Below are 14080 nucleotides of genomic sequence, written 5' to 3'. Positions count from 1 at the left end.
ATATACTTACTTTTTCAAACTATAATACAAATTTAAATATTTCAACTACTATAGCAGCTATGCATGCGCTTATTGGGATTGTTAATATCCAAGCCCAAACTATATTCTTAGCAACTCCCCACTTAACCGCTTTAGGATTTTTAGAAGCTCCAACACCCATTATGGTAGTTGTTATTATGTGAGTTGTACTTACAGGTGCATGGAACATAGTAGCTATTCCTATAACTCCAGCTGCCCCAGTTTGTGCTGCAAATCCATTAACAGCATTTAATTTAGCAACTCCACTTCCCATTGTTTTAATTATTTTTTGTCCGCCTATTGAAGTTCCTGTTGCCATTGCAATTGCACATAAGGCTATAACCCAAGTTGGTACTTCAAAAGTAGATAAAAATCCTCCACTTAAAAGTGCCATAGTAATTATACCCATTGATTTTTGAGCATCATTACCACCATGGTTTAAGGCCATTAGTGCTCCTGAAACCACTTGTAATTTTGAGAAAATTCTATTTACCGGGCCTGGTTTGCATCTTCTTAGTGCCCAGTTTAATAAAATCATAAATATGTATCCAACTATTAAACCTATAATTGGTGATAATATAAGCCAAAGAATTACTTCATCAAAAAGAGTTCCCCAACTTACTATGTTTATTGAATGTGAATAAGCTATTCCTCCACCTATTAATGATCCTATTAAGGCATGAGAAGAACTACTTGGAATTCCAAAATACCAAGTAATAAGATTCCATATAATAGCTCCTAATATAACTGCTGCAATAACCCATAGAGGTATTTTATTTTGATCTACTATACCATCTCCCACAGTTTTAGCAACCTCAGTTCCTAAAAATGCTCCAACAAAGTTAAATACGGCACATAAAGCTATGGCAGCCTTAGGTGAAAGAGCTCTTGTGGAAATTGATGTAGCAACTGCCGTTGCAGTATCATGAAATCCATTTATAAAATCGAAAGCTAATGTTAAGAGAATAATAACAACTGTTACAGCTAAAGTACTAAACATACTTCATCACTACTCCCTCAACTATATTGGCTACAGCCTCACAACTATCTAAAGTTGCCTCTAAGAATTTATATATTTCTCTCCATTTTATTATATCAAGAACTGGAGTTTTTCCATCTTCAGCAAATAATTCTGATATCATTTGTCTATAGAAAATATCTCCTTTGTTTTCTATTTTATTTATTGAAATTACTCTCTCTGTAATTTCTTTATTTTTCTTTTTCATATGCTTAAATTCTTCCATTAGAGATACTAATTCTCTTGATGCATCAACTATTAAGCTTCCTAAAACTTTAGCACCTTCTTTAGATTCATTTATATTGAACATAGTGAATCTATGCATAGTACTTTCTATTGAATCTAAAATATCGTCCATTCTTTTTGTTATAGAAAATATATCTTCTCTATCAATAGGAGTTATAAAAGAATTGTTTAGTTCTTCTATAAGTCTATGAACTATTTCATCTCCTTTATGTTCTAACTCTTCAACTCTAGCCACGTGGCTTGTTTTATTTTCAAGATCCCCTAAGGCTTCACTTAATATTACTGCTGCTTTTTCTACATTTTTTGCTTCATCGATAAACATATCATAAAATTTATCGTCTTTAGGATTTAAATTAAACATTCGTATTTCATCTCCTGGTTCTCATTATGAATTTTTATTGAACAAATCTAGTATATCATAATATTTTTTTAAATTTAACATTCAATTAATTAATTAACTTACACTTAACACAGAATGTATCTTTATCCATTTATTATACAATTATATCTTATTTTATTTAATATAATTAAATAAATCCTTTTAAATACCTATTATATTATTAATTATATGTAAATCCACTTAACATTGTATTATATATAGCTCAGCACTTTATTAACATTTTATTAAAAACACTGTAATTATATTTTATTTTAAAAGTCTTTTAGCTTCTAAAGCTCTTTGTATTATGGTTATAAATATTATTAAGGAAAATATATTTGTTACTAAATCTAATTTTATAGATGATAGTAAAATCATAAGTGAAAAACAAATAAATCCTTCTGATCTTTCTGCAAGTCCTGCTTGGTATCTAAAAGACTTCATACCATTATTTTGAGCTAAGGCTCCTACTGTTAAAAATATGGTCATAGATATTAAAATCATCATGGTTAATATTAAAAGATATAATCTACTATTTTGAAATTTTAAAGCTAAGACAAATATTATGCTAAGTTCAACAATTCTATCAAAGGTTATATCTAAAAGTGTTCCAAAGGGGCTAGTTAAATTCTTTTTTCTTGCCATAGCACCATCAACAGAATCTAAGTATCCTGATATCCAAAGAAAAACTACTGATAAAATCAATTTATCGAAATAAAGAAATACAGAACTTAAAACTCCTATAATTAGAGCTATTATACTAACTCCATTTGGTGTTAATCTTAACTTTAATAATGTATTAGCACCTAAATCTATTATTGGATTTACATACTTTCTTCCATAAGTATCTAACATTATTTTTTCTCTCCCTCTATTTTAAACTTTCATTTGCTTTTATTTTTATTAGATAAGTATGTGAACTACTCTCCACCTATAGGAATGGGAACACCTTAATGAATATACCTAAAAATACAGGGTTCCCCAAGCTTATAGGGTAGTTCCTACCCCAATTTAAAATTAACTCTCTTTTCCTACTTTGTTTGCTAATTTAATTCTATTTATCCATTGATTAATTGTGCTTATATTCTTTTGACTTTTAGCTTTGCCATTAATAACATCCTCATTAAAAATAAAGTCTAATATGTGTAGTGCATTTTTATCTGAAGATTTAAAGGTATTTACGCAGGATTCACAGTAAGAAACTATATTTTCACATTCTGTAGAGTTAGCTCTTTTATTCTTTTGACTTAACCATAATTCCTTATTTGTAACTCCTACCATTCCTCCACAACCACAGCATTCAGTTTTACTTCTATTCTTCTCAAATTCTACTATTTTAATTCCTAAATCTTTAAGTATGCTTCTAACAGCTTCGTGAATTTGTTCTTCTTTTTTTATAGGACATGGATCATGCAAGGCAAATTCTTCTTTTAAATCTGAATATTTGTTTTTTAGTTCCTTTGGCACTCCAAATTCATTTATAACTTCCCAAAGTGTTATTACTTTAATATCTTTAAAAGCTGATCCAAAAGTCTTATAACAATTTTCACAGGCTACTATTATTTCATCAACTTCCTTGATTTTTAGATTATTCTCTATATCATTTAAATTACTTTCAAATAATTCTAAGTTTCCAATATCCTTTGAAGGTTTTCCACAACATTTTAGAAGTATCTCTACTTCCCCTAAATTTTCTATTAAGTAGTCCTTTATTTTAAAAATAATTTCATTGTTATATCCACTTAAGCTACAACCTGGAATAAACACTCTCTTTATTTTCTTATTATTATTTTTTGATGTCAAAAACTTAGAAAAACTACCTTTTTGATGATTTTGAACAACCTTTAAATTAAATTTCTTTCTAGTATTTTTTAAATTCTCTCTATAAGATTTTATTCTTAAATTTTGAAACATCTCTTTTAAATTTATATCTTTTGGACATGCTTCAGTACATGCATTACAAAGCATACAAGAATATGCAATTTCATCATAACTTATTTTATTCTTATCTATATCTCTTAATATATTTTTAGGACTATCTCCAAAAGTATTCATCATTGGACATACCTTGTAGCAAAGTCCACAATTAACACAGTCATCTAAATTTTTCTTTAGTTCCTTATTTGTCATTTTTACCTCTTTTCTCATTCCAAACTTTTTTCCCTACATATATTGCTATACTTAAAGCAAATAAAATTAAAAGTCCACTCATAAGTAATTGTGCTCCCCCAGTAAGCATACCACCAACATAAGAATATACTATTGTGGCAGGTAATTGTCCAATACCTGTAGCAATGAAAAATGACCAAAAATTCATTGATGTAAGTCCTGCAGCATAACTAACTAAGTCAAAAGATATAAAAGGTAGCAATCTTGCTATTAGTATAGTATGTTTACCATACTTTTCAAAGAAACCATCTATATCCTTTAAAGCAAATTTACTAGTTAATTTTTCAACAGCATCTCTTCCTAAGCCTCTTGCTATATAAAAGCATAATGCTGCCCCAGCCATAGCACTACTCCATGATAATATAGCACCCTTAACCCATCCAAATATAGCTGCATTGCTTAAGGTTATTAAAAAAGCTGGTATTGGTGCTATTACAGACTGAAGTACCATTAATAAAAATGATGTTATAGGTGCCCATATTCCAAAAGATAATATATATTCCTTTATCATATCTAAATTCATACTACTTAAGTAAAATATCATCTGATTTATTTTACTATTAGCAGTTGGAACAAAAAAATACACCAAAAAAGCTACTATTAAAATAATTAAGGTAGCAACCCAAGGTTTAACTATTTTCTTCAAATTATTACCTCCATTTAAATCAATATTTCATTATTATAAAATAAACCTCTACTTTTTAATAAGGTTACTCTAAACACTTTAAGCCTTAATTTTAAAGTTAACCTTTTAAATAAAGATTAGTTTAAATTAATAATAATGTTTTTATTAAGTTTTAAGTCTAATTGGCAAACCTTAAATTCTTAGTTTAAAGTCACTAATTAATTATATAGCAAAAATTCTAAATAACTATACTGATTATTGTAAATTTAAATTTTAATTTTATTTTAACTAAAAAAGCAGATCTCACTAAAAGTGAGGTCTGCTCTTATTTTTAATAATCTTATTTTCTTTTCTAAATGCTAATAAATTTAGCCCTTAACTCCACCAATATTAACACCTTCTGTTAACTTCTTATGAACTAGTGAGTATATAACCATTGTAGGTACCATTACTATAACTAAACCTGCAAATAATGCTCCCCAGTCAGTTGCAAACTTTTGAACTTCCATTAAGTTTTGTAACCCTACTGGTAATGTCTTTTTATCTGCATCTGTTATGAAAGTCATTGCCATAGCATATTCATTCCAATAATTCATAAAGTTGAATATCATTATAGTTATAATACCTGGTTTAGCTAATGGAACTACTATCTTTGTTAATATTTGAAGATTAGTACATCCATCTATCATTGCTGCCTCTTCATAATCCTTTGCAATCCCCTTCATAAATCCACTCATTATATAGATTGAGAAAGGTAAGCTTAGCACTGCATATACAAGAGCTAGTGCAAATAAATTATTTAACAATTTCATTTTTTCTAATATTGTAAATAAAGGTACTATAATATATACTGGTTGGATAAATAATCCTGCCATAAATAAATTCTTTATAAAACTACATCCAAAGAACTTTTGTCTAGCTAAAACATAAGATGCTGGTACACTTAAGCATAGAGATAAAACCATAGCTATTATCGTAACTAATATTGAGTTGAAGAAGTAAGCTCCCATGTTAGCTTCTGTAAATGCAGTCATATAGTTAGCAAACCCAAAACTTTTTGGTAAGGCCCATGGACTTGCATAGAATTCTTTAGTAGTTTTAAAAGAAGACATTATTGTCCATATAATTGGTACTATAACTAAAATAGTTGCAGCTATTAATATAATCCTTAATAATGTATTAGATATTACTTTTTTAGTTTTGTTTTCAGTATCTAAACCTACATTTTTTCTCTTTTTAGTTTCTAACATGTTATCTCACTCCCTTCTGTTGTAATCTTTTTACTCTCTTTTCTTCCCTTGCATCAGAGTCACTTAATTTATTGATTATTAATGCAAGGATCATAGCAAAGGCAAATATAGTTACCCCAACTGCCATAGCATATCCATATTGAGAGTTTGTAAAGGCTTGTTTATACATATATGTCAATAAAACCTCTGATTTTCCATTTGGTCCACCCTTAGTCATTACAGTTACAAAGATAAAGCTTAGGTTAAGTGCCCCTGTAATAAAGAATGCAAAGGTTACTCTAACTACATCCCATAAAAGTGGTAAGGTTACATATCTAAACTTTTGCCAAGCTGATGCTCCTTCTAAATAACATACTTCATAAAGAGAAGGTGATATTCCATCTAATCCAGCTATATAAATTACCATATAATAACCAACTGCTTGCCATACCATAGTTATAACTAATGCCCATAGGACTAACTTAGAATCTCCAAGCCATGCAAGACCTGCTAACTTATCTAGTCCTATCATTTCAAAAAATGCTTTAAGAATTCCTATTGATGGGTCATAAACATATGTAAATAAAACCCCTATAACAACCATTGATAATATATTTGGGAAAAATAGTATAACTCTGTAGAAATTCTTTTCTTTTAACTTACTTTGAGTTATTACTACAGCTAAGAATAAAGAAAGGGTTATTGTTATTGCTGGAAATAAAACTATTATGAAAAATGTATTCCCAAATGCTTCCTTAAAATATCTATCGTTTAAAAGTGCTTTAAAGTTATCTAACCCCACAAATACTGGTTCTCCTGAAATCCCACTCCATTCATATAAAGACATCATGAAACCTTTTCCAATTGGGTATAACATAAATATTGTAAATAGTATAAGTGCAGGCAACACACACATTGCTAAAAATATTTTTCTTTTATTACTGTTCATGAAATTTCACCCCCTATAATTTTAAAGAAGGAGAAGAATCTCCTCTCCTTCTCAATAAATTTTATTTTATCTTAATAATTATTCAACAACTTCTTTAGCAAGAGTTTGTGAATCAGATTCTAAGTTATTAATCCACTCATCAACTGTTAATTCTTTATTTATGATACTTCCTACTGGTCCAAATAAACTATCATTTCTAAAATCTAGTTTAGAGTTTGTTGGTTTAAATGAAAGTGGAATTGGTTTAGCACCTTCTTCAACAACCTTATAAGACTCATATCCTGATGCGTCTAATGAAGATTTAGCTTTTTCAACTGCTCCCTTAACTGGAACTACAGCCTTAGCTATTTCAGCATTCTTTTGAACCATAGCATCTGTATATTGGAATGCTAAGAATTCTTTTGCTAATTCAACTTGATCTGATTTAGCTGGGATATACATTTGCTCTATTGTAGTAGTTACATATGGAGTATCCCCTTCTTTAAATGCTGGTGGAGCCATAAATCCAAACTCAAATCCTTCTGGTATAGCATCTTTCATTTCTCCTTCTAACCAGCTACCGCATGGTAAGAATAATGCTTTTCCATTTAAGAATTCAACTTGTGCTTGAGTATGAGTCATACCAACTGTTCCATTAAGAACCATGTCCTCATCAGCCATTCTTTGGAATATATCTAATGCTTTTTTAACATTTGGATCTTTCCAAGCACCTTCTTCATAGTTGAATATCTTTTCTACAGCTTCTTCTCCAGCTGCACTAGCTAACATTGGGAATATTACAGCCTCATTATATCCTGGCGCTTGTCCTTGATAAGTATAAAGAGCTATTCCCTCATCCTTTGCCTTCTTACCTAATTCAAAGAACTCATCCCAAGTTTTTGGAACTTCCCATCCTTTTTCTTTGAATAATGCTTTGTTATACCACATACCTGTAACATTATAGTAAAGTGGTGCTAAGAATACTTTTCCATCTCCATATGGAGTTGTAAGTGGTGTATCTAAAAATCCTGGTAATATTTTATCTTTTAATTTTTGTCCTGGATTATCTGGATCTTCTCTATCAAATACATCACTTAAATCTACTAAAGCTTTATCCTTTATTAAAGCATTAGCTATACCTGATGGGTCATTTGTACTTAAGTATATAAAGTCAGGTGTATTTTCTGATGATAATTTAGGTCTTATAATATCACCTATTTTAGGATTAGCTTCCATCTTAACTTCTACATCTGGGTGCTCAGCTTCAAAGGCATCTATACAAGCATCCCAGTAATCCTTACCAAATCCACCTTCAAAAACAGCTATTTCTAAAACCTTTTTCTCTCCTGAACCTTCAGCTTGTTCAGTTGATGGCTTTTCATTATCTTTTGGTGCCTCCTCTTTATTTCCACATCCAACAAATGCAGAGGCAGCTATAGCGGTAACACATGCAACAGTTAGCATTTTAACTAATTTTCTTTTCATAAACTCTCTCCTCCAATACCCTTACTCATTTCTTGTAAACATTTTCTTCTCATATTTATAATACTTCTTATTGGAATTTTTTTGAATATAAGGATTTTACTTAAACATGTACTTTTTTTACAATATCAATCCAAAATAAAAATAATCTATATTTATGACAAAACTTTATTACTATAATCCTTTTTAAACTTAGATGGACTTACCCCATAAAACTTCTTAAAAACTCTGTTAAAATAAAACTGATCTGTCATTCCAATACTGTTTGCAACCTCTTTAACTAAAGTATCTTGCTGTTTTAATAATTCCTTAGCCTTTTTCATCTTTACTTCGTTTATAAAGTACATAAGATTTTTTCCTGTTTCATTTTTAAAAATTCTACTTAAATAACTTTCATTTAAATTCACAGCATTAGCTACCATAACTAAGGTTATTCTCTTATCAATATTCTTTTCTATAAACTTTATAATCTCATTAACCTCTTTTTTATAACTAAGCTCTTTGCTCTTTATATATCTTTGATTGATGTAATCTATTAAAAGAGTTGAATTATTTATTAATTCCTCTATGTTATCACTCTTTAATATCTTTCCTTTTAATTCTTTTATACCATTTAAATCATCTTGTACATACTCATGATTCTCTATTAATTCGCACATAAAATTTACATAGTTTATTAAAGTTGAAGGTTTTACATTCATATTAGAACACCTTCTAGCAAATTCTTTTATAAGTTCCTTATTAGCAGAAATTTCTCCTAACTCTATATTCTCTAAAATGGCATCTGTTACTTCCTTTCTAAGCTTAATAGCATCACCAAAACCCAAAAATTCTTCACTTATTATTAAAAAGTTTTCTTTTCCATAAAACTTTAGACTAAGAATTTCCTCAACCTTTTTAAAGCTCTCTTTTAAGCCTTTTACACTTTCTATCCTTTTTATTAAGACAGCACTAACTTTAATATTTAAATAAAGCATTATTAAATTCTGTATATTTATTGTTTTTATCTTTAAACTATTAAAATCCATTTTAGATATAAAAATATACTTATGATTATTTATTGGGATAATCTTAACCCCATTTACACTAAATTCTTCTTTTATTATGTTTTCTATAGTAATGGCTAATTTATTTTTATCCTTAATTTTTTCCTCATAAATCTTTTTATAATTATCTATATAAATACAGGCACCAGTATAATACTCACAATTATCATCTAAAAAATTAATCTTTGGAAACTCATTTAAAAGTTCTTCATAAGATAGATCATCCTTTAAGTATTCCTTTAATAAAGAAATCTCGGCTAATTTTTTTGTTTTATCAAATTCATTTTTAAATTGAGCTTCTTTCTCTTCTTCCTCTTTCCTCTCTTCTAAACTCTCCCTAAATTTATCAATTATATCTTCTAGTTCCTTTGGTCTTAAAGTTATTTTTAATAAATAATCATCTGCTCCCTTTTTCATTGCTTCCCTAACTAATTCATACTCCCCATGATTACTAAGAACAAGTATATTACCCCTAAAATTCTCTTCTTTAAGCTTATCAATTAATTCAATTCCATTTAATCCTTTCATTTTAAGGTCCGTTATAATAAGATCAGCACCATTTTCATTTAGTATATTAAGAACTTCTGAGCCATCTTGAGCTAATCCAACTATATTAAACCCATGAGATTCCCAGTCTATTATATTTCTCATAGCAATTCTAACTATTTTTTCATCATCAGCAATAATAACCTTGAACATAAAAAATTCCCCCTATATACTCTTAGGAATTACTATTTTAACAATAGTTCCTTTATTCACCTCACTGTAAATAGTTGTCCCATAACCTAAGCCAAATGTTAACTTTATCCTTTCATCAACATTATTCCATCCAATACCTGAAAGTTTATTATCTTTAACCTTTTCTTTACTATTAAACCCCTTTCCGTTATCCTTAATCGATATTAAAATTTTTTCTTCCTCTGACATAATTTTAATAATAATCTTTTGATTCTCCTTATTTTCATCAATTCCATGAATTATTGAATTTTCTACTATTGGTTGTAAGATAAACTTTATAACTTTATTTTCTAATAAAAGTTCATCTACTTCATACTGAACATCAAAGGAATTACCGTATCTTATCTTTTGAATAACAACGTAATTTTTTATATTCTCTAGTTCTTCTCTAATAGTTACAAGCTCATTTTTATCTATAATTGTATTTCTTAATAATTCTGCTAGGGAACTAAGCCCCTCGCTTACTGTATAATCTTGATTCATTAAAGCTGTCCACTTTAAAGAGTTCAATGTATTAAAGAGAAAATGAGGATTAATTTGTGCCTGTAACATCCTTATCTCTAAATCCCTTTTCTCAACTTCTTGTAATTTAGTCTTTTCAATTAATTCATTTACTCTTTTTAACATAGAATCAAAATTATCAGAAATAACACCAATCTCATCTTCATAAGTATCATTTACTAAAACCTTTAAATCCCCCTCAGATACTCTTTTCATCTTATTTAAAAGGTTATATAAAGGTACTTTAATACTTGAATATAGAAAATATGAAAATATTAATACCACTAAAGTGAAAAGTAATCCTATTATAGTCATTTCCTTCCTTAAACTTTGAATGTCAGCATTTATAAAATCATAAGGGGTCATTGAAGCTATATACCAATTAAATCCCTTTAATTTTCTATAGGTAGCTACATAATTTTCTCCATTTACCACTATACTCCTTGCTGTATCCTTAGAATCTTTATTTTCAAGGAATTTATTTAAATCTGTCTCCTCTAATATAAAATTACTATTTAAATTATTTTCAGAAATTATTATGTTATTCTTATCATCTATTATAAAAATTTCACTGCCTTTACCAATATTAAAAAGAGAAAAAGAAGAAGCAAAAACTTCACTTTTTATAGCCATAAAAACATATCCCACAATACTGTTATCCTGTTTTACTGGAGTTACTATGCATATGTGAGGTTCATTATTTAAAATTGTAGAAAACCAAAATAGTCCATTTTCAGATTCATCTGCATATCTTTCTATATCTTCTCTCTTAAAATATTTAAAGCCTTGCATATAAGTAACTTCATAATCCTTTGATATTATTTCAACCTCTGCTAGATTAGGTAAAAGAGAAAGTTTTTTAGATAAGTAATCATTCATATATTTTAGAAATTCATTCTTTTCTTTTCCATCCATAAATTTGTAATTTATAAGATTATTAGCTATTTCTTCATTCATTGATAATTCAATAGATGCTCTTTCTAAGAATTCTTTATTTTTGTAAATGTCTTCACTCATGATAGAAAGCATATTTTCCGAATAATTTATTGCATTATTCTTCAATGCATTGGTAGCCTTTTTATATAGGAGTATGCCTAAAATACTACTACAAAAAATTATTCCTACAGAAAATGATGCTATAAGTCTATTTTTAATAGAAGTTTTTCTAAGAAAATTTGATATTCCTCTTAAGGTATTTGTTATTTTCTTTATTATTTTCCTCACTCCTTAGTATAATTTCTATATTCTTTTTTAACATTTTATCATATATGGTATTTTTTTGAAACTAACTTCCTAGGCTAAATATTTTATTTTCCTAATTTTTACAAAAATTATATAAAATCTAAAAAGACCCTTAGTGAAAAACTCACTAAGGATCTATATATATAAGGGAATTAAAAGAAAAAGCTTATTTATTTATATTTAACCATCTTATTTCCATAGGAGCTAAGGTTAAAGTTTCAACCTTAACACCATTTATATATGCATCTGTAATTTTTTCTTCTTGAGTATTGTTTATTACAGCCATTTTTCCTACTTCTAAGAAGGCAGCACACTCAGTATCTATATTAGTTACATAGAATTTTTTCATCTCATCCTCTTTACTTGCAGCCCAATAAATTGCTCTTAATAAAATTCTGCAATTCTCTGGAGTATATGGGAATCCTGCAAAATAAACGCTTCTACCTTTTCCATATGTGTTTACAGCACAAGTAGTATCTCCTCTGAAGTTATTCTTTAAGCAATGGCAATTACCAAAGTCCATTCTTAAAACTTGGTAACTATCACCCTTTCCATAAATGCCTTTCATCCCCTCACCAAAATCAATAGCTTTTTCACCAATTTCTTCTGTTATAAAATGATGTGGATTTAATTCATTATATTTTCTAGTGCTTAAACTAAATCCAACTTCCTTGTCAACTCCTAAAACATCTGCTAACTGGAAGAATTTATTCTCATAATGTATTGCAGTTGGTTCTCCAACCCCTATAAATCCTCCACCATTATGAACCCATTTTCTAATCATAGAAACTAATTTAGGATTTTTCCAATACTCTCCACCACTCCAAGCAGTGTAAGCATCTCCAGCATTTATAATAACTCCAGTATCCTCTGGAATTCCATTTTCTAATATATCATCAAAACTAATAAATTCTACTTCTACAGGCATACCACTTAAACATTCAACAATTCCAGCGTATGAATATATTTCCTTATACCAAAGAGCATGAGCTACTTGTTGAGTTTGCCAGCTTCTTAATTTACCCCAACAGTTTAATACACAAATCTTAAATGGGGCTACATACGCCTTAGTTCCTTTTATAGTTTCATGAATTTCTCTAAACTCATCACATATTTTTTCAACTTGCTCAACAAACTCTGGGAATTTAACTGCAAGTCCTAAATATCCACCATATCCTATTCTATCTAGTGGACTTCTTAAAATAGCTCTTCTTGCTTGTAACCAATTCTCCCTTGCTTCCCCAACAGGGTCTCCTGTTTCATTAAATACATCTGGGAAAAAGTATGGTAAAAATCTTCCTTCTGTATATTTAACTCCTGGAATATCAGCTATCATTCTCATAGTTGTTCCATTACCTACTGAACCAACCACTGCATCTAATCCAATGCTTGGGAAATACTTTCCATAAGGCTCTGTACCTATCCAGTTATCCCCTAAAAACATCATTGCTTCTTTTCCATTTTCATGACATAAATCCACTAACTCTTTAGCCATTTTTGAAACATGTTTACATTGAAAATCTATGAAATCTTTATATTGTTTTGTTGGAACCCTAAATGTTGAATTATAATAACCAGCATCAACTATATCTTCTGGTCTTAATTTATATCCTTTTTCTTTTTCGAATTGCTCTAAAGCTAAAGGACTCACTGATGAACTATATCCAAACCAATCAACAAATTTCTCCTTAGCAACCTCGTTAAAGCATAATGTAAAGTGATAGAAGAAAGTAGTAAATCTAACTACATCTACTTCTGGATTCTCATGAATCCATTTCTTTAAAGCTTCTTTAACATGTACCCTAGTCTTAGCTTGTCTACAGTCATATGGCATTTCATGAGGTTTATCGCCCCAATCATTAGTTATATGATTATACATTTGAGTTGGATCCCAAATCATATAAACTAAGAAATTTACTGTATATTCATGATAAGGTGTAGTTTCTTCTACTGTTAAGATTTCACTCTCTTTATTAAAATTCCATTTTGAAGGATCTACAACTTCACCAGTAGTTCTATCTATAACTTCCCACCATTTTTTTTCATCATGAACCTTATCTATTTCAAATTGCTCAGAATAATATCCAGCTAATATTTTTATTTCAGTTTTTTCTGATTTAGCAATAACAGGCTCTGACATTAAGTAAAGTTGTTGTAATTCATCTTTATTTTCACTAGCCCATTTTTGATCACTTCTAACTGTTAGGTATGTAGAATATAGCTTAACCCCTAAGTCAACTATATCCTTAGAAAGCTTAGTACCATCACAATCTCTTAAGGCATCAGCTCCCCATCTATCTATAATACTCTTTATTTCTTCTTTCATATTAGAATCAGTCGGTATTGTAACTCTTCCCTTTAACTCTCCCATAAATTTCTCCTCCATTTCCCTCAATCTAAACATTTAAAGTCATGTATATTAATATAACCTTTTTCTTACAGTTTAATATTAACATTTG

Annotated in this window: 11 protein-coding genes; all 11 read right to left on the bottom strand. The window is 29.0% G+C overall.

Annotated features, from left to right (window positions below):
* Window positions 1-19 precede the first annotated feature (19 nt).
* Window positions 20-1018 carry an inorganic phosphate transporter gene (locus tag GOM42_RS03105; protein ID WP_252597694.1) on the bottom strand — a complete coding sequence of 333 codons (999 nt, stop codon included), beginning with the start codon at window positions 1016-1018 and terminating at the stop codon, window positions 20-22.
* Window positions 1011-1643: a DUF47 family protein gene (locus tag GOM42_RS03100; protein ID WP_003450071.1), complete on the bottom strand. Its 633-nt coding sequence runs from the start codon at window positions 1641-1643 to the stop codon at window positions 1011-1013. The genes GOM42_RS03105 and GOM42_RS03100 overlap by 8 nt, the downstream gene beginning before the upstream one ends.
* Window positions 1644-1928: 285 nt before the next feature.
* Window positions 1929-2516, bottom strand: a complete 588-nt coding sequence (locus GOM42_RS03095; protein ID WP_025648506.1) for a CDP-alcohol phosphatidyltransferase family protein — start codon at window positions 2514-2516, stop codon at window positions 1929-1931.
* A 162-nt stretch (window positions 2517-2678) separates the two neighbouring features.
* Window positions 2679-3791 (bottom strand): (Fe-S)-binding protein, encoded by a 1113-nt coding sequence (locus GOM42_RS03090; RefSeq protein ID WP_057230805.1) that lies wholly within the window; start codon window positions 3789-3791, stop codon window positions 2679-2681.
* Complete coding sequence (locus GOM42_RS03085) at window positions 3781-4476, bottom strand: TVP38/TMEM64 family protein (RefSeq protein WP_003450082.1); 696 nt, start codon at window positions 4474-4476, stop codon at window positions 3781-3783. The genes GOM42_RS03090 and GOM42_RS03085 overlap by 11 nt, the downstream gene beginning before the upstream one ends.
* A 347-nt stretch (window positions 4477-4823) precedes the next feature.
* Complete coding sequence (locus GOM42_RS03080; protein WP_003449831.1) at window positions 4824-5705, bottom strand: carbohydrate ABC transporter permease; 882 nt, start codon at window positions 5703-5705, stop codon at window positions 4824-4826.
* A 1-nt stretch (window position 5706) separates the two neighbouring features.
* Window positions 5707-6633: a sugar ABC transporter permease gene (locus GOM42_RS03075; protein ID WP_003457627.1), complete on the bottom strand. Its 927-nt coding sequence runs from the start codon at window positions 6631-6633 to the stop codon at window positions 5707-5709.
* Window positions 6634-6711: 78 nt separating this feature from the next.
* Window positions 6712-8097, bottom strand: coding sequence for a carbohydrate ABC transporter substrate-binding protein (locus tag GOM42_RS03070; protein WP_003450251.1), 1386 nt, complete (start codon window positions 8095-8097; stop codon window positions 6712-6714).
* Between the two features lie 152 nt (window positions 8098-8249).
* The gene (locus GOM42_RS03065; RefSeq protein WP_057230804.1) at window positions 8250-9839 is read right to left on the bottom strand and encodes a response regulator; all 1590 of its coding nucleotides are present in this window, start codon (window positions 9837-9839) and stop codon (window positions 8250-8252) included.
* 12 nt (window positions 9840-9851) lie between these two features.
* A complete protein-coding gene (locus GOM42_RS03060) occupies window positions 9852-11603 on the bottom strand; it encodes a histidine kinase (protein WP_057230802.1) in 1752 nt (583 codons plus the stop codon).
* Between the two features lie 184 nt (window positions 11604-11787).
* Window positions 11788-13992: a 1,3-beta-galactosyl-N-acetylhexosamine phosphorylase gene (gene gnpA / locus GOM42_RS03055; RefSeq protein ID WP_110016372.1), complete on the bottom strand. Its 2205-nt coding sequence runs from the start codon at window positions 13990-13992 to the stop codon at window positions 11788-11790.
* Between the last annotated feature and the right edge of the window lie 88 nt (window positions 13993-14080).

Source organism: Clostridium sp. 16K-1-R1 (assembly GCF_023921145.1).
Taxonomy (GTDB): Bacteria; Bacillota; Clostridia; order Clostridiales; family Clostridiaceae; genus Sarcina; species Sarcina perfringens.
This window is presented reverse-complemented; position numbering and strand designations above follow the sequence as displayed.

What these genes read in the sequence shown, in the direction of transcription:
- GOM42_RS03105 (WP_252597694.1), bottom strand. Translation starts at nt 1,018, where the DNA reads ATGTTTAGTACTTTAGCTGTAACAGTTGTTATTATTCTCTTAACATTA.
- GOM42_RS03100 (WP_003450071.1), bottom strand. Translation starts at nt 1,643, where the DNA reads ATGTTTAATTTAAATCCTAAAGACGATAAATTTTATGATATGTTTATC.
- GOM42_RS03095 (WP_025648506.1), bottom strand. Translation starts at nt 2,516, where the DNA reads ATGTTAGATACTTATGGAAGAAAGTATGTAAATCCAATAATAGATTTA.
- GOM42_RS03090 (WP_057230805.1), bottom strand. Translation starts at nt 3,791, where the DNA reads ATGACAAATAAGGAACTAAAGAAAAATTTAGATGACTGTGTTAATTGT.
- GOM42_RS03080 (WP_003449831.1), bottom strand. Translation starts at nt 5,705, where the DNA reads ATGTTAGAAACTAAAAAGAGAAAAAATGTAGGTTTAGATACTGAAAAC.
- GOM42_RS03075 (WP_003457627.1), bottom strand. Translation starts at nt 6,633, where the DNA reads ATGAACAGTAATAAAAGAAAAATATTTTTAGCAATGTGTGTGTTGCCT.
- GOM42_RS03070 (WP_003450251.1), bottom strand. Translation starts at nt 8,097, where the DNA reads ATGAAAAGAAAATTAGTTAAAATGCTAACTGTTGCATGTGTTACCGCT.
- GOM42_RS03065 (WP_057230804.1), bottom strand. Translation starts at nt 9,839, where the DNA reads ATGTTCAAGGTTATTATTGCTGATGATGAAAAAATAGTTAGAATTGCT.
- gnpA (WP_110016372.1), bottom strand. Translation starts at nt 13,992, where the DNA reads ATGGGAGAGTTAAAGGGAAGAGTTACAATACCGACTGATTCTAATATG.